This window comes from Butyrivibrio sp. AE2005, from assembly GCF_000686965.1.
In the GTDB taxonomy this organism is placed as follows: Bacteria; Bacillota; Clostridia; order Lachnospirales; family Lachnospiraceae; genus Butyrivibrio; species Butyrivibrio hungatei_A.
Window position 1 is genome coordinate 415,669 of the sequence record NZ_JMMD01000001.1, and the last position, 18,342, is coordinate 434,010.

Genomic DNA, 18,342 nt, shown 5'->3' on the forward strand with positions numbered 1-18,342 from the left:
ACATGAGCAGAAAAAATATAGTAGCGGTGGTCGGAAGACCAAATGTCGGAAAATCAACACTCTTTAATGCTCTTGCGGGAAGCAGGATTGCCATTGTGCAGGATACTCCCGGTGTTACAAGAGACAGAATTTATCAGGACGTTGAGTGGCTTAATCACAGCTTCACTCTTATTGATACCGGTGGTATCGAGCCTGATTCAAAGGATATTATCCTTTCACAGATGAGAGAGCAGGCGCAGATTGCCATAGATACGGCAGATGTTATCTTATTTATGGTTGATGTAAAGCAGGGACTTACCGATTCTGATTCCAAAGTGGCTGATATGCTCAGAAGATCGGGAAAGCCTGTTGTTTTGTGTGTAAATAAGGTTGACAGTTATAGCAGGGATTCGCTCGATGTATACGAGTTCTACAACCTTGGAATAGGCGAGCCTTTCCCTATTTCTGCGGTTAATAAGCTCGGTATCGGCGATCTTCTTGAAGAAGTTGTAAGTCACTTCAGCAAGGATTCGACAAATGACGAGGAAGATGACACTACAAAGATTGCCATCATCGGTAAGCCAAATGTAGGTAAGTCCTCTATAATCAATAAGCTTATCGGTGAGAACAGGCTCATTGTTTCCGACATTGCGGGAACTACGAGAGATGCCATCGATACCGATGTTAAATACAACGGTAAGAAGTATACATTTATCGATACGGCAGGACTTCGCAGAAGGAGCAAAGTTAAAGACGAACTTGAGCATTACATGATACTCCGTACCGTCGGAGCTGTTGAGAGAGCTGATGTTGCCATCCTTGTTATCAATGCCGAGGACGGGGTTACGGATCAGGATGCCAAGATCGCCGGAATTGCGCATGAGAGCGGAAAAGCCGTAATAATAGCTGTTAATAAGTGGGATCTTATTGAAAAAGATAATCATTCCGTTAAGGAATTTACCAAGAACATCAGGAATACCCTGGCGTTTATGAATTATGCAGAGATTATCTTTATTTCTGCCCAGACAGGCCAGAGGCTTGTAAAGCTCTATGACATGATCGATATCGTAAGTGAGAATCATGCGCTCAGAGTTTCAACGGGTGTTCTTAACGAGATCATGACTCAGGCAGTTGTTATGCAGCAGCCACCGAGTGACAAGGGTAAGATATTAAAGCTTTACTATATTACTCAGGCTTCGGTGAAGCCGCCGACTTTCGTTATCTTCGTAAACGACAAGAAGCTCATGCATTTTAGTTATACGAGATATATAGAAAATCAGATCCGAGAAGCATTCGGATTTAAGGGTACACCCCTTAGATTTATAATAAGAGAGAGAAAAGAGGATAAGTAACATGGAAAGAGTAGTTTGTTTGATCATAGGATATGTATTTGGCCTGTTTCAGACAGCTGTATTGTACGGAAAAATGAAGGGCGTTGACATCAGAAGCGTTGGAAGTAAGAACGCCGGAACAACAAACACACTCAGAGTTATGGGAGCCAAGGCAGGACTTGTTGTTTTGTTTGGAGATATGTTCAAATGTATCTTTGCCATAATCGTTACTTATTTTATTTTTGGAAGAAGCAATCCGGATTACAGATATTTTTATATGATATATACAGCGGCAGGAGCCGTACTTGGACATGACTTCCCGTTCTTTTTAAAGTTTAAGGGCGGAAAAGGTATCGCTTGCACAGCAGGATACATCATCTCAATGGGATGGAAGTTTGTCCTTGTCGGACTTATCGCATTTTTCGGACCTTTCAACATCACACATTTTGTGTCACTCAGCAGCCTTTGCCTGTATACATGCTTTTTTGCCCAGTATGTAATATTCGGACAGATGGGGCTTTTGGGAAACCTTCCGCAGAGTGCGCTCAATGAGATGTATGTGATCGTTGCGCTTCTTACAGCTCTTGCTTTTTATCAGCACAGAGCAAATATTAAAAAGCTTATTTCAGGAACAGAGAGAAAGACTTATATTTCAAAGAAAAATAAAGTCGACTGATCAGGAGGATTAATTTTTTGGGTATACAAGTAGGTGTAATTGGTGCGGGAAGCTGGGGTATTGCGCTTTCGTACGTGCTGGCGGGTAATGGACATGATGTCACCGTCTGGTCCAGAAGCAATTCGTCAGTTGAGAAACTCAAGCAATATCACGGAAACGAGGAGAAACTCCCCGGTGTAAAGCTTCCGGAATCGGTTAAATACACATCAAGCATGGAAGATGCCGTGAAGGATAAAGATATTATCGTTGTTGTTGTTCCTTCGGCTCACATGCGTGAAACAATTAGGCTTATGAAGCCTTTCATTAACGAGAGTGAAGAGCACAGACAGATAATAGTTAATTGCAGCAAGGGAATCGAAGAAGACACACTTATGGTTATGTCCGATGTTATTCTTGATGAGATCCCCGGATGCAATGTATGCGTTCTTTCAGGCCCTTCTCATGCGGAAGAAGTCGGAAAGAGCATGCCTACGACACTTGTAGTCGGTGCTTTTGAAAAGGAGATTGCTAAATATATACAGAATATATTTATGAATAACTTCCTCAGAGTATATATCAGTCCCGATATGCTCGGTATCGAGATCGGCGCGGCTCTTAAGAACGTAGTTGCACTTGCTGCGGGTATTGCTGATGGTTACGGATGCGGCGATAACGCAAAGGCTGCACTTATTACAAGAGGAATTGCCGAGATTTCTAGACTTGGTATGGCGATGGGTGGTAAGTTTGAGACTTTTGCCGGACTTTCGGGAATCGGTGATCTTATCGTAACCTGTGCATCGATGCATTCACGTAACAGACGCGCCGGTATCCTTATTGGACAGGGCAAGTCATATCAGGAAGCCATGGATGAAGTAAACATGGTTGTTGAGGGGGTTTACAGTGCAAGAGCCGCACTTAAACTTGCCGAGAAGTATGAGGTTGAGATGCCTATCATTACTGCGGTAAATGATATATTATTTGAAGGCAAATCGCTTCAGGAAGCTGTTAACGATCTTATGCAAAGAGATAAGAAGACTGAGAACAGCATGCTTGAGTGGTAATCGTATGTTACAGCGGTATGCTTGACATATATGCGTTTTTTAATTAGAATCTGTAAATAGATTAAACATAAAAAGGCTATGATCGGAATAAGTAAGATTCGCAAGCTGACAACAGAGAATTGCCGGGTGGTGAGAGGCGTATGTTAAGGGCGATGATGAATACCTCCGTGAGCTGCAGAGCAGAAGGTTATTACAGTAGTAGGCTCTGACGGGACTGACCGTTATATCGGAAGAGTATCGTTCGTAAATGATTTGCGGATCGTACTTGCTGAGGCGTGTAGTGTGAGCTACATGCGAATGAAGGTGGTAACACGATTATTTCGTCCTTCGCAATCATTGTTGGTTGCGGAGGATTTTAATTTTGTATTCCAATATATAGAGCACTTCGCAATCGGAAAATACAGGAGGGAAAAATGAAGATTTATGAAGAATTGCAGGCCAGAGGCCTCATTGCTCAGACTACTGACGAAGAAAAGATCAGAGATCTTGTAAATGAAGGAAAGGCAACTTTCTATATCGGCTTTGACTGTACGGCTGATTCGCTTACAGCCGGTCACTTCATGGCACTTACACTTATGAAGAGACTTCAGATGGCAGGAAACAAGCCTATTGCCCTTATCGGCGGCGGTACAACAATGATCGGCGATCCTTCGGGAAGAACCGATATGCGTAAGATGCTTACAAGAGAAGATATCGATCACAACGCAGCTTGCTTTAAGAAACAGATGGAGAAATTCATTGAGTTTGGTGAAGGCAAGGCAATGATGGTAAATAACGCCGATTGGCTTCTTAACCTTAACTATGTTGAACTTCTTCGCGAGGTTGGTGCATGCTTTTCTGTAAACAACATGCTCAGAGCCGAGTGCTACAAGCAGAGAATGGAAAAAGGGCTTTCATTCCTTGAATTTAACTACATGATCATGCAGTCATACGACTTCTATTACATGTTCCAGAAGTACAACTGTAACCTTGAGTTTGGCGGAGACGATCAGTGGAGCAACATGCTTGGCGGAACAGAGCTTATCAGAAGAAAGCTCGGTGAAGATGCGCACGCTATGACAATTACTCTTCTTACAGACTCTCAGGGTAAGAAGATGGGTAAGACAGCAGGAAATGCCGTATGGCTCGATCCCAAGAAGACATCTCCTTACGATTTCTATCAGTACTGGAGAAATGTAGCAGATGCTGATGTAGATAAGTGCATAAAGATGCTTACATTTATTCCTATTGAAGAAATCCTTGAGATGGAAAAATGGGATCCTTCAAGAGTCAATGAGAAGAAGGAAATTCTTGCATTTGAGCTTACATCTCTTGTACACGGCAAGGAAGAAGCTCAGAAAGCTCAGGATGCAGCAAGAGCTCTTTTTGCAGGCGGTGGAAATATGGATAATGTTCCGGCTGTTGCACTTAAAGAAGAGGACTTCAGAGACGGTGTTGTTGATATCCTTCAGGTTCTTGTATCGGCAGGACTTTGCAATACAAGAAGCGAAGCAAGACGTGCAGTTGAGCAGGGCGGTGTAACTGTAGCGGATGCAAAGGTTACAGACGTAAAGACTACTTACAATAAGGACTTCTTTGCTGACGGAGTTATGGTAAAGAAAGGAAAGAAGTCATTTAAGAAAGTTACTGCATAATATAATTGAAGAGCTTGTGAAAAATAGGAAAAATATTTTTCATAGGCTCTTTATTCTTGTATCAAGTAAATTACTTAAAAATTATACGAAAGAGGTACATATGGAGCCTTTAGTCATAACAATATTAGCCATTGTGCTTATGCTGACGGGATGTGGAAAGATTGATGAAGAGAAGGCAAATGTATCTGATGGTGCGTCTGTTGCAGATATATCTGTTGCGAATATGTCTATTGCTGATGATGCCGGTACGGAAGCTTCAGATAATGAAAATGATGCATCCTCTTTTATCTCCCATGAGCGTTATCAGCAGGCAAAAGATGATAAAAGCGGAAATTATACAGCTTTTTTGAACAATGAAAAAAAGGCAAAAGTTGATTGTGATGATTATGTATTCGAGAGTGAAGAAAAAAAGGAATACGATTTTGAGGAGTTGAAAGAGCTTGCATCAGATAGCACCAATCTTCGTGAGAATCCATGTGATTCTGACTATAGATATATAGACTGTGGGTGTGACGGCGAAAAAGAATTGTTGATATGGGTAAGCAAAAGTGAGTATGGTTTTGGTTTTGTTTTAAAAGATGAAGGTGGCGAACTTTATATTCGATATGTTTCTGAATCCGGTGAGAAATTCTATGAAGGAATATGTGAAGACGGTTATGTCAGTGGCTTTGGAAAAGCCGGAGCATCTCTTGCCATATATGATTATGGCTATCTTGATAAAGATGCGAGATATCATTTTTTTTATACTTGTCAATATTATCTGGCGCTTAATTTGGGAATGGCAGGCATAGAGGATGAGGATGTGCTCAATAATAATCAACTTCTTGTTTATAGTTTTGGTATGTATGGTGATGCTAAGAGTGAAGACTCTATGTGTACAGATGAGGGCTTCGTTGATACATGGATAAAAAAATCGTTTATTGATGACGGTTATAAGTTCTATTCAAAAAAAGAACTCAAAGAACGTATGCTAAAAAGAGCTGATGAGATTGGTCTCAGTAAGCTAGATATAGATGAATGGAAAGAAGATATCAGCAGGGAGTTTGATGATGAAGAAAAATAAGTTGAAATAATATGTATAATTATTAATTAAAATGTATAAAAGCGTTAATTATGGGCTGTTGCGCAAACATTGCGCAACAGCCCATGTTTTTGCGTAAATATATTTATAATTTATACAATTTATTGTTGATTTAGGGTGAATGGTATGATAATATGTTATTACTTTGTTGTTAAATAATTAAAATTATTGTAATAATAGAAATGAAGAAAGAGAGATTATATGTTATTGAAAGGGAGGAGTTTTTAAATGGCAAAGACAAGAGAGTGGTTATTTAATACGTCTACCGGTATGCCGGTCAGGATTACATTAAATAAAAACAGATTAGTGTCTGTCAACGGTAGTCCTGAAACCAAGGTGATGGCATTTAAATCGCCTGAGAGCAATTTTGCTGAGAGAGTATTTGATATTCCTTTAGGCAATGGGGAAATTGCAAAACTTTGCGTCAGAAATAAGCAGGTACTTGTATATAACGGAAGAAATGTAGAAACAGGTGAAGAGTACAAAACTATTCAGCTGCCGAAGTGGGTTTATGTCTTTGTGGTTTTATATATTGTAAATTTCTTTGTGCTTCTCGGAGGTGCACTTGGAGGTGCTACTTCAGCAATCGGAGCATATGCATCAGCAAATATTTCTGCTGATGAGAAGAGAAACACATTAACCAAAGTATTGTTCTGTGTATTGCTTTACCTTGGTATATCTATTGTATCTTTTCTTTTGGCTTATGCAGCGGGCAAAGCTTTTCAGCTCTAAAATAAATTGATAACTTACGAAAATAAGACGTTGCTCTAAGGTTATTAGTGCAATGTCCTATTTTAATTTAATTGCGATTAATAATTTACCGCATCGATATTGACAAACCGATGCGGTAGTTTTATATTAAACATATGAACAGTTATTCATATGTTTAAATGAAAGGAAAAGCGAATGGCTATAAATGATGTAGAACACTGCGAAGTACATAATGTTCACAGAGAGCTTGTAGACAGAATCGGGAAAGAAATGCCTCCGGAGGATGAACTCTATGATCTGGCTGAACTCTTTAAAGTATTTGGAGATTCGACCAGGATCAAGATTTTGTTTGCTTTGTTTGAATCTGAAATGTGCGTATGTGATATAGCTGAGACACTCAACATGACTCAGTCGGCGATATCGCATCAGCTGAAGATTTTGAAGCAGAGTAAGCTTGTAGGAAACAGGCGCGAAGGTAAGTCGATCATTTATTATCTGGCTGACGATCATGTGAGAACGATTATCGCTCAGGGAATGAGCCATATAAATGAGTAATCGGGAACTGTAATTTGGCATGCGTATGCATACATAAATTTATAAAATTCATCCCAAGAGGAGAAAGGATATTTATTATGAAGAAGACATTTAAGTGTGAAGTTGATTGCGCAAACTGTGCTGCAAAGATGGAGGAAGCTGTTAAGAAAATCGAAGGCGTTGTAAATGCCAGAGTTAATTTTATGACTCAGAAGTTTGTTCTTGAAGCAGCAGATGATGTATTTGATGATGTTTTTGAGAAGGCTGTTAAGGCATGCAAGAAGGTTGAGCCCGATTGTGAGATAGAGGGCGCTTAATTAAGAAAGAAGAGATGTCACTATGACTAAGAAGCAAAAGAAAACAAGAAACAGAATACTTATTGTACTTGGAATATTTACGGTATTACTTATTCTTGAAAAGACAGGCTTGCTTAAAAATGTTCCGCTTATCGTGAAATTCCTCATATTCCTCGTTCCGTATGTGATGATCGGCTACGACGTAATTAAAAAGGCGGCAGTAAATATCAGTCACGGACAGGTTTTTGATGAGAACTTCCTTATGATGATCGCTACATTTGGTGCTTTTGGTATCGGAGAGTATCCCGAAGCGGTTGCGGTAATGCTCTTTTACCAGATTGGAGAACTGTTCCAGAGCTATGCTGTTGGAAAGTCGCGCCAGTCCATCACTGAGATGATGAGCATTGCACCTGAGATTGCCAATATTGTCGGCGAGAACGGTGAAGTGAATGAAGTTGACCCTTCTGAAGTAAAGATTGGTGACACATTACTTGTAAGAGCCGGTGAGAAGATTCCTGTAGACGGTGTTGTTATCGAGGGTGAGTCCTTTATTGATACGGCAGCGCTTACAGGCGAATCTGTTCCGAGAAGAGTTGTAAAAGACTCTGATGTTATTAGCGGATGCGTAAACGGCGAAGGAATTCTTAAGATCAGAGCCGTTAAGGCATATGAAGATTCAACCGTTTCAAGGATTTTGGAGCTTGTTGAGAATGCGAGCGATAAGAAGTCCCGTATGGAGAACTTCATTACGAGATTTGCAAGATATTACACTCCCGTGGTTACAATAGGAGCACTCCTTCTTGCGATCATACCGCCGATTCTCGGACAACTGGCTTTATCTGACAGTATAAAAAGAGCTTGTATCTTTCTTATTGTTTCTTGTCCATGTGCGCTTGTAATATCTGTTCCGCTTGGATTCTTTGGCGGAATCGGAGCTTCTTCCAAGATTGGTGTTTTGGTTAAGGGAAGTAATTTCCTTGAAGCTGCGTCGGGTATAAAGACGGTCGTTTTTGACAAAACGGGAACACTTACCAAGGGCGAGTTCAAAGTTACAGATGTTGTATCTTCGAACGTGGCAAAGATTTCGAGAGATGAACTTCTTGAGATGGCTGCTACAGGTGAAGCATTCTCAAATCATCCGATCGCAAGGTCTGTATTTACTGCTTATCTTAATGAGTCGGGCAAAAAAAACATAGACAGAAGCAGCATAAGCGAAGCTGATACAAAGGAAATCTCAGGAAGAGGAATAGAGACTCTTTATAATGGAAAAAAACTTCTTCTTGGCAATTCAAAGCTTATGAACGAAAATGCCATAAGTTCTTTTGCGGAAGCTGACTCTGTATCCGGAACAATTGTCTATGTAGGATATGACGGAGAATACAAGGGATATGTTGTTATCTCTGATGTTATAAAGGATACAGCCAAAGCTGCGATTGCAGGCATCAAGAAGGTTGGCGTTGCAAAGACAGTCATGCTTACGGGTGACAGGAAAGATGTTGCCGAAGATGTCGGAAGGAAGCTTGGTATAGATGAAGTTATTTCACAGCTTCTGCCTGCAGATAAGGTGGAATGGGTTGAAAAAATGCTTTCATCAGAGGATAATGGTAGTAAGCTTGCGTTTGTTGGCGATGGAATTAACGACGCTCCGGTCCTTATGAGAGCGGATGTCGGAATAGCCATGGGTTCACTTGGAAGTGATGCGGCCATTGAGGCTGCGGATATTGTTATCATGGATGATGATATCAACAAGATACCTTCGGTTATTGCTATTGCCCGCAAGACTATCAGGATCGTGAAAGAAAATATTGTATTTGCGCTTTCCGTAAAGGTCATCATTTTGATCTTGGGAGCACTGGGACTTACAACGATGTGGCTTGCGGTGTTCGGAGATGTCGGAGTGGCCGTAATAGCTATTCTGAATTCCATGAGAGCGCTTAAGACAGAGAAGATATAATATTTTTTTATCATAAAAAAGATCCGGGCTCTGACGGAGGAAACAGAATAATGGCAAAAGCAGGACTTGACATAGGAGAGCTTCTTTTAAAGATTGCTACCGGCGAAACCGGCGAAATCAGCAAGGTTGATTATGTTGCACAAAAACCGAAATTCAGTACCATCAGTGCAAATGATGAACAAAAGCTAAAAAGATGTTCGCCTGAATCGCAGGGTGTCAGTTCTGCTTTTTTTACGTCTTTATTAAGGGAACTTGCCGAGAACAAAGAATGTAAGATGCACAAATTCATGGCTCTAAGAAACGGAAATGTTATCTGTGAGTGTGGATTTGAGCCGTATTCCATTGATTATTGGCATGTTTCTTATTCTATGTGTAAGAGTATTGTCGCTATGGCAATAGGCATACTCATAAACGACGGGAAACTCACTATTGTAGATAAGATCGATGATATCTTCAGTGAGCAGATAGGTCTTCTTAAATTCCACAGAAAGACAATAACGGTAAAAAATCTTCTCGATATGACAAGCGGCTCCGAATTCAACGAAGCAGGTGCCATAAGCGGAAATGACTGGGTATCGGCGTTTCTTGAAGCGGGAACCAAATTTGAACCGGGCTCGCAGTTTGAATATAACAGCATGAATACTTATATGCTGTCGGCTATCGTGACGCAGATTACGGGCAAGTCTTTATTTGAATTTTGCAAAGAACGTATCTTTGATCCGATGGGGATAAAAAGAGTGTTCTGGGAGAGCTGCCCTAAGAAGATAACAAAAGGCGGCTGGGGGCTCTTTATCCGTACTGAAGATATGGCAAAGCTCGGACAGCTTTATCTAAATAAGGGAAAGTGGAACGGCGTACAGATTGTCCCTGAGAAATGGGTGGAAGAGTCTATCACTCCGCAGATCCTTACGGGACGTGAAGACAGCACGCACTATGGTTATCAGTTATGGATAAACGGAGACAGGCAGGATTCTTATGCGTTTAACGGAATGCTCGGTCAGAATGTTTTTATCTATCCGGATATTAATATGGTTGTGGTTACGAATGCCGGAAACAGCGATATTTTCCAGACGTCATTGATGGCAGTTAAGATCCGAGAGGCTATTAAGAACCTTGAGATAGGAAATAAGCCTTTGGATGAGAATTTCTCGGCGTATTCAGAGCTTATGGCACTATGCAAATCGATAAGCGGAGAAACTGTCAGTTACCCTGCGATTGTCAGCGGAGGATGGAAAAACAGGGCGATTAAAGAATCTGTCGGAAGTACAAGAGGAAGGACGGCCGCTTATAAGAGCAGGAGAGGCGACTTTAAGAAATCCCTTAATTATTTCAATATGAGAAATGAAAGCCTTCTCGCTGCGAAATGGCTTCGCAAGATCGACGGAAAGATCTATGATATTGAAAATAATAATATAGGCGTATTTCCTATTATGATGCAGGTTGTGCACAATAACTTTACCGACGGCATCAAGAAAATCGGATTCAGGATTGATGATAACGGATTCTTTTTCATAGATATCTATGAAGGGGATGCTCTTTATGCGCTTAAATGCGGCTTTGGCGGTAAGAGATATGTCACAAATATCAACATGCACGGTGAGATGTATCAGGTAAGTCTCGAGTCGTATTGCAAGACTGACGAATACAACAGATTTGTGCTTAGAAATGAGATCGTGTTCCTTGAGGAAGCCTGCAGCAGAACAATAAATATCTATTTTGACGACGATGCTTCCGACAGAGCGGACAGGAAAGGTACATTTATTTATCCGTCGGTTCCAAGCGGTATTGAGGTTAGATTCTTTGAAACACCGGGCGGTGAAATGCTGATTGATGCGATGAAGAATGTTTCTCCCGAAGGTCTTGGAGGACTTCAGGGTATTATCTTTGGAAAGATCATAAAAGGCGGTGTCAAAGGGCTTTTTGAGGATGCGATAAAGAATATGCTCGAACCGAAAGTTCGTGGAGTATTGTCGCAGTGGTAATTATGATAGAATGTCTAAGGAAACACTGATTGATTTTAATATTATTTAAAGTGTTTTTTGGAAAAAATGTAATTTCAGATGAGAGAGGTGGCAAAATGGCTGATAAATTATATGAAAAACTTACACGCTGCGTTGATGCGGTTAGAAGTAAGACTGATTTCGTTCCCGATGTAGCATTGGTTCTTGGTTCGGGACTTGGAAATTATGCGGAGAATATTAAAGTCTGCGCTGAGATTGAATATAAGGACATACCGGGATTTCCTGTTTCTACTGTTCCCGGACATGCAGGTAAATTCATATTCGGATATGTGGGCGATACTAAAGTTGTCTGCATGAAGGGAAGAGTTCATTTCTACGAAGGATATGATATCAGCGATGTCGTTCTTCCTGTTAGACTTATGGGAATGCTTGGCGCTAAGATTCTCTTTTTGACAAATGCGTCCGGAGGACTTGGAAAGGGCTTTGCGGCAGGTGACCTTATGCTTATAACGGATCACATTTCATGCTTTGCGCCCAATCCACTTATCGGTGCGAATATCGATGAACTCGGACCCAGATTCCCCGATATGAGTGAGGTCTACAAAAAAGATCTTCAGGATATCATTAAGGAAACTGCGAAGGAAAACGGTATCGAGCTTAAAGAAGGCGTATATTGCCAGCTTACGGGACCTTCGTTTGAGTCACCCGCTGAGATTCAGATGCTTGCAAAGCTGGGTGTTTCTGCAGTCGGAATGAGTACGGTAAATGAAGCAATCGCTGCAAATCACATGGGACTTAAAATCTGCGGAGTTTCATGTATCTGTAACCTTGCATCGGGACTTTCGGAGAATCCTTTGTCTCACGAGGAAGTGCAGGAAGCTGCAGATAAAGCGGCTCCGTTATTTACAAAGCTTGTGACGGAATCAATCAAAAAATTCAGCAAAGGATGATGACAGTATATGGATAATTCGGGACTTGTATATGTTTTGGGAGTTCTTTTTGCGTTCGTGATCATTGCTTACGTTCTGGGCGTGAGGGATGCTGCACTTGCAAAGAAGAATCTTATTTATAAACTTAAGAAAAACTGGGGCGATTCGCCAAAGAGAAAATATAAGGAAGATGACTTTGATCATATTACCGGTTACTACGATAACCATAGAGAGGGATTTCAGGTAGACGACACGACCTGGAATGACCTTAACATGGACGGCGTATTTACAAGAATGAACTATTGCCTCAGTGCATCTGGTGAAGAGTATCTTTATTATATGCTCAGAACGCCCAAGCAGACTGATGATTTTGAAAATGAGGAGAAAAAGATAAAGTTCTTTTCCGAAAATGACGAGGCAAGGCTTAAGTATCAGCAGATCTTTGCCAGAATCGGAAGAGGCAACAGATATTCAATCTATGATTATCTCAAAGTTCTCAATGATGTAGGGAATTTCAGCAATGCAAAGCACTATCTGATGATAGCTCTTATTGCTTTGACGATCGTTATTACATGCATTAAGTTTGAGCTCGGAGCATTTCTTTTTCTTGCTGCCGTAGTAGCAAATGTGATCATGTATTTTAATATCAAAGGGAAGATTGATCCGTATCTTTCGACATATTCTTATATTCTTAAGGCTCTTTCGTCTGCGAAACTTTTTAAAGGAGCAAGTTATCCTGAGCTTAGTGATGATATTGAGCTTTTGAATAAGTCTTATGACAGCCTTAAAGGATTTGTCAGCGGTTCAAGTGTTCTTATGAAGCCGTCGGGTGGCGGTGGTCCTGCTGATATTATCATGGATTATGTTCGTATGATCACGCATATCGATCTTATCAAGTTTAACAAGATGTATCGTCAGCTCATGGAAAAGAAAGACGATCTTGATGTGATACTCACCGTGATCGGAAGATTGGATGCATATATTTCGATTGCTTGTTACAGAGAGTCTGTAAAGGGGCAGTATTGTATTCCTGTTTTTGAAAACGGCGAGATGAACTTTGATAACGTGATGCATCCTCTTATCGAGAATGCGGTTTCTAACAGTATTGATACTAAGAAAGGAGTTCTTTTGACCGGTTCGAATGCTTCCGGTAAATCGACATTCCTTAAGACCATCGGTATCAACGTTTTGCTTGCACAGTCTGTGCATACAGTTCTTGCAAAGAGTTACAAAGCACCTCTTCTCAGAATTTATTCTTCAATGGCGCTTAAGGATGATATCTATGAGGGTGACAGTTATTATATTGTCGAGATCAAGTCCATGAAGAGAATAATTGATGCGGCGAAGGAAGAGGGAAATCCTGTTCTTTGCTTCGTTGATGAGGTACTTCGCGGAACAAACACGGTTGAGAGAATCGCTGCGTCGACAGAGATACTTAAGTTCCTTACAGATTCCGGAGTTAATTGTTTTGCCGCTACGCATGACATCGAGCTCACTCAGCTTCTTAAGGATAAGTACGACCTCTATCACTTTGAGGGAAATGTCTCTGACAACGATGTACATTTTGATTATATGCTTAAAAAAGGTCCTGCGACGAACAGGAATGCGATCAAGCTTTTGAGCGTTCTTGGATATGACAGCAGTCTTGTAGACAACGCGCAGAATCTTGCGGAGAAATTTTTGAATACGGGAGTTTGGGAATAAATATGAAAGTTGAAATATATTCAGACGGCGCTGCAAGAGGAAATCCGGACGGACCGGGTGGATACGGCACTGTGCTTAGATATGTCGATTCAAAGGGCGAGGTTCATGAAAAAGAACTGAGCGCCGGCTATGATAAGACGACTAACAACCGAATGGAGCTTATGGGCGCAATAGTCGGTCTTGAGTGCCTTAACAGACCATGCGAAGTTGAGATGTTTTCCGATTCGCAATATGTTATCAAGGCATTTAACGACAAGTGGATAGACGGATGGATAAAAAGAGGCTGGAAGACAGCGGGAAAGCAGCCTGTAAAAAATGTAGAGCTCTGGAAAAGACTTCTTGAGGCAACAAAGGGACATGCGATAAAGTGGAACTGGGTCAAGGGCCATGCGGGACATCCTGAGAATGAGAGGTGCGACGAGCTTGCGACAACTGCTGCCGATGACGATCCGTCCACACTACTTCACGATGACGGCGGTGACCTTCGATGATATATTATATTGCCGATTGCCATTTTTTTCATAACGCACTTAATGAGAAGATGGATAAGCGCGGCTTTTCAAGCTGCGAAGAGATGAATGAGTACATGATAAAAAAGTGGAATGACAAGGTTACGCGCGCCGATACCGTTGTTATTCTTGGAGATTTATCTTTTGGCACGGTTGAAGAGACCAATGAACTTATTCACAGGCTGAAAGGAAAGCTCTGTCTTATAACAGGGAATCATGATAAATATGTTAAATCTATAAATTTTGATAAGGACAGATTTGAGTGGATCGACAATTACAGAGTGATCACGGATTCCCAGAAGAAGGTTGTCTGTTGCCATTATCCGATGCCTTTCTATGACGGGCAGTACAGGCTGAAACACAGCGGAGAACCTAAGACTTATATGTTATACGGGCATGTGCATGAAACAAGAGATGAAGTCCTCATGAAGAAGATAATTGAGATGATAGGATCGACGCCTTATGTGCCGATTGCGGCGGAGCATGAGAAGACAATTCCATGTAATATGATAAACTGTTTCTGCATGAGATCCGATTATGAGCCGCTGACGCTGTCAGAGTGGATCAAGTTGTCGGGTAGTCTTGGCGGAATTTAAAGAAAAAGAAAAGGCATATCACCTTAGAGCTTACTAAAGTGATATGCCTGTATTTATGCGTGTAAAGCTTTATTATTTGCCGAACACTGCTTCGTAATCTTTTACGAATTTCTCAATTCCCTGATCTGTAAGAGGGTGGTGTGTCATCTGCTCGATTACCTTGTAAGGTACTGTTGCAATGTCTGCTCCTGCAAGTGCGCAGTCGGTAACGTGCATAGGATGACGTACGCTTGCTGCGATAATCTCTGTTTCAATTCCGTGGATATTGAAGATCTCGGCAACTTCAGAGATAAGATCTGTTCCGCGAACGCTGATGTCGTCAAGTCTTCCGAGGAAAGGACTTACGAATGCAGCGCCTGCTCTTGCTGCAAGAAGAGCCTGGTTAGCTGTGAAGATAAGAGTCACATTGACTTTGATGCCTTCGGCTGCAAGTGTGTGGCAAGCCTTAAGACCTTCAACGGTCATGGGGATCTTAACAACCATGTTCTTGTGTATTTTAGCAATCTCGCGACCTTCCTTGATCATACCTTCTGCATCAGTTGTTGTAGCCTTAACTTCGCCACTGATAGGTCCGTCAACGATAGATGCGATCTCAGCAACTACCTGTGTGAAATCACGTCCTTCTTTTGCGATAAGAGAAGGGTTTGTTGTAACTCCGCAAATTACGCCCATGTCGTTGGCTTTTCTGATCTCATCGACATTGGCTGTGTCCAAAAAGAATTTCATTTTTGCATATACTCCTTGTCTGTAACCTTATTGATAGTTATGGATAATCCCAAAGGATCTCCAAATAAAAATGATACCACTAGGATAGCACTATATTATTTTTTTTCAATATGAATTTCTTGTACATTTTACTTTGACTTTTTTGTACTATTTGATTGCCTTTAGCGATTGAAAGTGTTAAAGTGAAGAAAGATTATTTACTTTAAGGAGAGAAGGTATGATTATTAAAGTGTTAATGTTACTTGTGTTCTTTTCTGTAATGATCTACATCGGTCTGATGTGCAGGAAGAACTCGACTGACGTAAGCGGTTTTGTACTTGGTGGAAGAGCAGTAGGCCCATGGGTTACAGCCTTTGCTTATGGAACATCCTATTTTTCCGCGGTTATTTTTGTGGGGTATGCGGGACAGTTTGGATGGAAATACGGTATAGCCGCAACTTGGGTTGGAATCGGCAATGCACTCATAGGTTCACTTCTTGCATGGGCTATCCTCGGAAGAAGGACAAGGATCATGAGTCAACATCTTGATTCAGCCACGATGCCGCAGTTCTTTGCTGCAAGATTCGGAGGAAGATCTCTTAAGATAGCAGCCTCCGTTATCACATTTATTTTCCTTATTCCTTATACAGCTTCATTGTATAACGGACTCTCAAGACTATTTGGTATGGCTTTTAACATCGATTATTCAATCTGCGTTATTGTTATGGCCGTACTTACAGGTATTTACGTAATCGCGGGCGGTTACATGGCAACTGCGATAAATGACTTTATTCAGGGAATAATCATGCTTATCGGTATCTGCGCGGTTGTTCTTTCTGTTCTTAATTCGCAGGGCGGTTTCCTTGCAGCTCTTGACGGACTTGCAAGAATCTCAGATGAGAGCGTATCGACAACACCGGGCGTGTTCGCTTCATTCTTTGGACCTGATCCGCTTAATCTTCTCGGAGTTGTTATCCTTACATCGCTCGGAACATGGGGACTTCCTCAGATGGTTCAGAAGTTTTATGCGATAAAGAGTGAGAAGTCAATCTCAAAAGGTACCATTGTTTCTACATTCTTTGCGTTTATTGTTGCCGGCGGATGTTACTTCCTCGGCGGTTTCGGAAGACTCTTTTCCGATAAGATAGATATTGCGGCGGATGGCTTTGACAGTATCGTTCCTACGATGCTTTCGGGGCTTCCGGATTTCCTTATTGCTGTGGTTGTTGTTCTTGTTCTTTCAGCTTCAATGTCCACACTTTCATCACTTGTTCTTACAAGTAGTTCGACTCTTACGCTTGACCTCTTGAAGGGCCATGTTATCAAGAATATGGATGAAAAGAAGCAGCTTCTTATCATGAGAATTCTTATCGTCGTATTTGTCGGCATCTCTGTTGTTATTGCGATTGTTCAGTACAAGCAGAACGTGACATTTATCGCGCAGCTCATGGGTGTTTCGTGGGGAGCGCTTGCGGGAGCATTCCTTGCGCCTTTCTTTTACGGATTGTATTTTAAGTTCATTACAAAAGCTGCTGTATGGGTGAATTTCATATTTTCTACAGTAGTTATGCTTGCAAATATGCTCATAAGACCCAAGTTCCCTCAGCTTCTTCAGTCACCTATAAATGCAGGTGCGTTCTGCATGATCGCGGGACTTATCATTGTGCCTGTAATATCTCTTTTCACAAAGAAGCCTCCGAAGGAACTTGTGGACAGCGCGTTTGCATGCTATAACAAGGAAGTACTTGTTCATCAGAGCACATCACTTTCTGATGATTCAGAGTAAATTTTTTGATTAAAGAGGTTGTTTATGGCAGAACATGTTTTAAAGAATGATCATATTGCAATCAAGGTATCGGAGCACGGTGCTGAGCTTAAGTCGCTTATAGGAGCTAAATCGGGAAAAGAATACATGTGGCAGGCAGATGCTAGGTTTTGGGGAAGGACTGCACCTGTTCTTTTTCCTATTGTAGGTTCGGTTTGGAACGGTGAGTATAAGTATGAAGGCGTTTCTTATAAGCTTTCACAGCACGGATTTGCAAGGGATAATGATTTTTCTCTTGTAAAAAAAGCTGATGACGAGCTTGTGTTTGAGCTTACCCAAAATGAAGATACGCTAAAAAAATATCCTTTTAAGTTTTCTTTGAAGATTGGCTATAAGCTTGTTGGAAGCAAAGTGGTTGTTTCATATACGGTCACGAATACGAATGATAAAGAGATGTATTTTTCAATCGGTGCGCATCCTGCGTTTAACTGCGATCTTAATAAGGATAAGCTCCTGTTTGAAAAAGACGAATCTCCTGTTGCGGGAACTCTTAGATCAAATGTTATTGATATGTCCTGCGGTTGTCTTTCCGATAAGCAGATTGATGTAGAAACTTTGGAAGGAATTGTAAATTTAAGTCCCGAGCTCTTTGACGGTGACGCACTTATATTTGAGGGAAGGCAGGCTGACGCGGTTACACTTGTAAGTGCGAATGACGGAGATAAACTTCGTGTTACTTGTGATGTTCCGCTGTTTGGAGTATGGTCACCGGTTAAAAAGAATGCACCTTTTGTCTGCATCGAGCCTTGGAACGGAAGGTGCGACAGAGTAGGCTTTGAAGGTGGCATTGAAGATAGAGAGTACGGCAATAAATTAGCGGTGGGAGAGAGCTTTGATACTTCATTTGAGATTGAGATTCTGTAATGAAGTTACTTGG

17 protein-coding genes and 1 other annotated feature are annotated in these 18,342 nt (G+C 41.3%); of the genes, 16 read left to right on the forward strand and 1 reads right to left on the reverse strand.

The genetic code is table 11. The annotated features are described in order from the left end of the window. Window positions 1–2: 2 nt before the first annotated feature. From der to DL92_RS0101945, 14 genes are all read left to right on the forward strand, one after another. On the forward strand, window positions 3–1,331 hold the full coding sequence (gene der / locus DL92_RS0101880) for a ribosome biogenesis GTPase Der (RefSeq protein WP_026666727.1): 1,329 nt from the start codon (window positions 3–5) through the stop codon (window positions 1,329–1,331). 1 nt (window position 1,332) lies between these two features. Next, window positions 1,333–1,986, forward strand: coding sequence for a glycerol-3-phosphate 1-O-acyltransferase PlsY (gene plsY / locus DL92_RS0101885; RefSeq protein WP_026666728.1), 654 nt, complete (start codon window positions 1,333–1,335; stop codon window positions 1,984–1,986). A 17-nt stretch (window positions 1,987–2,003) separates the two neighbouring features. Next, complete coding sequence (locus tag DL92_RS0101890; protein WP_155840972.1) at window positions 2,004–3,026, forward strand: NAD(P)H-dependent glycerol-3-phosphate dehydrogenase; 1,023 nt, start codon at window positions 2,004–2,006, stop codon at window positions 3,024–3,026. Window positions 3,027–3,095: 69 nt separating this feature from the next. Next, window positions 3,096–3,357, forward strand: a binding site (T-box leader). Window positions 3,358–3,439: 82 nt separating this feature from the next. Then, entirely contained in the window at window positions 3,440–4,660 is a 1,221-nt protein-coding gene (gene tyrS, locus DL92_RS0101895) for a tyrosine--tRNA ligase (protein WP_026666730.1), read from the forward strand. A gap of 100 nt (window positions 4,661–4,760) precedes the next feature. Beyond that, window positions 4,761–5,723 (forward strand): hypothetical protein, encoded by a 963-nt coding sequence (locus DL92_RS0101900; RefSeq protein WP_026666731.1) that lies wholly within the window; start codon window positions 4,761–4,763, stop codon window positions 5,721–5,723. A 246-nt stretch (window positions 5,724–5,969) separates the two neighbouring features. Further along, window positions 5,970–6,473: a hypothetical protein gene (locus tag DL92_RS0101905; RefSeq protein ID WP_026654936.1), complete on the forward strand. Its 504-nt coding sequence runs from the start codon at window positions 5,970–5,972 to the stop codon at window positions 6,471–6,473. Window positions 6,474–6,647: 174 nt separating this feature from the next. Next, window positions 6,648–7,007: an ArsR/SmtB family transcription factor gene (locus DL92_RS0101910; RefSeq protein WP_026654935.1), complete on the forward strand. Its 360-nt coding sequence runs from the start codon at window positions 6,648–6,650 to the stop codon at window positions 7,005–7,007. Window positions 7,008–7,084: 77 nt separating this feature from the next. Further along, the gene (locus DL92_RS0101915) at window positions 7,085–7,303 is read left to right on the forward strand and encodes a cation transporter (RefSeq protein WP_026666732.1); all 219 of its coding nucleotides are present in this window, start codon (window positions 7,085–7,087) and stop codon (window positions 7,301–7,303) included. 22 nt (window positions 7,304–7,325) lie between these two features. Continuing rightward, window positions 7,326–9,236, forward strand: coding sequence for a heavy metal translocating P-type ATPase (locus DL92_RS0101920; RefSeq protein ID WP_026666733.1), 1,911 nt, complete (start codon window positions 7,326–7,328; stop codon window positions 9,234–9,236). Window positions 9,237–9,286: 50 nt separating this feature from the next. Continuing rightward, window positions 9,287–11,218, forward strand: a complete 1,932-nt coding sequence (locus DL92_RS17965; protein ID WP_051625201.1) for a serine hydrolase domain-containing protein — start codon at window positions 9,287–9,289, stop codon at window positions 11,216–11,218. A gap of 95 nt (window positions 11,219–11,313) precedes the next feature. Next, the gene (locus tag DL92_RS0101930) at window positions 11,314–12,147 is read left to right on the forward strand and encodes a purine-nucleoside phosphorylase (RefSeq protein WP_026666734.1); all 834 of its coding nucleotides are present in this window, start codon (window positions 11,314–11,316) and stop codon (window positions 12,145–12,147) included. A gap of 9 nt (window positions 12,148–12,156) precedes the next feature. Next, the gene (locus tag DL92_RS0101935) at window positions 12,157–13,830 is read left to right on the forward strand and encodes a MutS-related protein (RefSeq protein ID WP_026666735.1); all 1,674 of its coding nucleotides are present in this window, start codon (window positions 12,157–12,159) and stop codon (window positions 13,828–13,830) included. A gap of 2 nt (window positions 13,831–13,832) precedes the next feature. Next, complete coding sequence (gene rnhA, locus DL92_RS0101940; protein ID WP_026654929.1) at window positions 13,833–14,321, forward strand: ribonuclease HI; 489 nt, start codon at window positions 13,833–13,835, stop codon at window positions 14,319–14,321. Beyond that, window positions 14,318–14,935, forward strand: a complete 618-nt coding sequence (locus tag DL92_RS0101945) for a metallophosphoesterase family protein (RefSeq protein ID WP_026654928.1) — start codon at window positions 14,318–14,320, stop codon at window positions 14,933–14,935. The genes rnhA and DL92_RS0101945 overlap by 4 nt, the downstream gene beginning before the upstream one ends. A gap of 72 nt (window positions 14,936–15,007) precedes the next feature. On the opposite strand, the gene fsa is transcribed toward DL92_RS0101945, so the two are convergent. Continuing rightward, the gene (gene fsa / locus DL92_RS0101950) at window positions 15,008–15,661 is read right to left on the reverse strand and encodes a fructose-6-phosphate aldolase (RefSeq protein ID WP_026654927.1); all 654 of its coding nucleotides are present in this window, start codon (window positions 15,659–15,661) and stop codon (window positions 15,008–15,010) included. 217 nt (window positions 15,662–15,878) lie between these two features. On the opposite strand from fsa, the gene DL92_RS0101955 reads away from it, so the two are divergent. Then, window positions 15,879–17,426, forward strand: coding sequence for a sodium:solute symporter family protein (locus tag DL92_RS0101955; RefSeq protein ID WP_026666736.1), 1,548 nt, complete (start codon window positions 15,879–15,881; stop codon window positions 17,424–17,426). A gap of 24 nt (window positions 17,427–17,450) precedes the next feature. Continuing rightward, window positions 17,451–18,329, forward strand: coding sequence for an aldose 1-epimerase family protein (locus DL92_RS0101960; RefSeq protein ID WP_026666737.1), 879 nt, complete (start codon window positions 17,451–17,453; stop codon window positions 18,327–18,329). Window positions 18,330–18,342: the final 13 nt, after the last annotated feature.

Excerpts from the sequence above, each read along its gene's own strand:
- der (WP_026666727.1), top strand. The coding sequence starts at position 3 with ATGAGCAGAAAAAATATAGTAGCGGTGGTCGGAAGACCAAATGTCGGA.
- DL92_RS0101930 (WP_026666734.1), top strand. The coding sequence starts at position 11,314 with ATGGCTGATAAATTATATGAAAAACTTACACGCTGCGTTGATGCGGTT.
- DL92_RS0101945 (WP_026654928.1), top strand. The coding sequence starts at position 14,318 with ATGATATATTATATTGCCGATTGCCATTTTTTTCATAACGCACTTAAT.
- DL92_RS0101955 (WP_026666736.1), top strand. The coding sequence starts at position 15,879 with ATGATTATTAAAGTGTTAATGTTACTTGTGTTCTTTTCTGTAATGATC.
- fsa (WP_026654927.1), bottom strand. The coding sequence starts at position 15,661 with ATGAAATTCTTTTTGGACACAGCCAATGTCGATGAGATCAGAAAAGCC.
- DL92_RS0101905 (WP_026654936.1), top strand. The coding sequence starts at position 5,970 with ATGGCAAAGACAAGAGAGTGGTTATTTAATACGTCTACCGGTATGCCG.
- DL92_RS0101920 (WP_026666733.1), top strand. The coding sequence starts at position 7,326 with ATGACTAAGAAGCAAAAGAAAACAAGAAACAGAATACTTATTGTACTT.
- DL92_RS0101935 (WP_026666735.1), top strand. The coding sequence starts at position 12,157 with ATGGATAATTCGGGACTTGTATATGTTTTGGGAGTTCTTTTTGCGTTC.
- DL92_RS0101960 (WP_026666737.1), top strand. The coding sequence starts at position 17,451 with ATGGCAGAACATGTTTTAAAGAATGATCATATTGCAATCAAGGTATCG.
- DL92_RS0101910 (WP_026654935.1), top strand. The coding sequence starts at position 6,648 with ATGGCTATAAATGATGTAGAACACTGCGAAGTACATAATGTTCACAGA.
- DL92_RS0101900 (WP_026666731.1), top strand. The coding sequence starts at position 4,761 with ATGGAGCCTTTAGTCATAACAATATTAGCCATTGTGCTTATGCTGACG.
- plsY (WP_026666728.1), top strand. The coding sequence starts at position 1,333 with ATGGAAAGAGTAGTTTGTTTGATCATAGGATATGTATTTGGCCTGTTT.
- DL92_RS0101915 (WP_026666732.1), top strand. The coding sequence starts at position 7,085 with ATGAAGAAGACATTTAAGTGTGAAGTTGATTGCGCAAACTGTGCTGCA.
- DL92_RS17965 (WP_051625201.1), top strand. The coding sequence starts at position 9,287 with ATGGCAAAAGCAGGACTTGACATAGGAGAGCTTCTTTTAAAGATTGCT.
- tyrS (WP_026666730.1), top strand. The coding sequence starts at position 3,440 with ATGAAGATTTATGAAGAATTGCAGGCCAGAGGCCTCATTGCTCAGACT.
- rnhA (WP_026654929.1), top strand. The coding sequence starts at position 13,833 with ATGAAAGTTGAAATATATTCAGACGGCGCTGCAAGAGGAAATCCGGAC.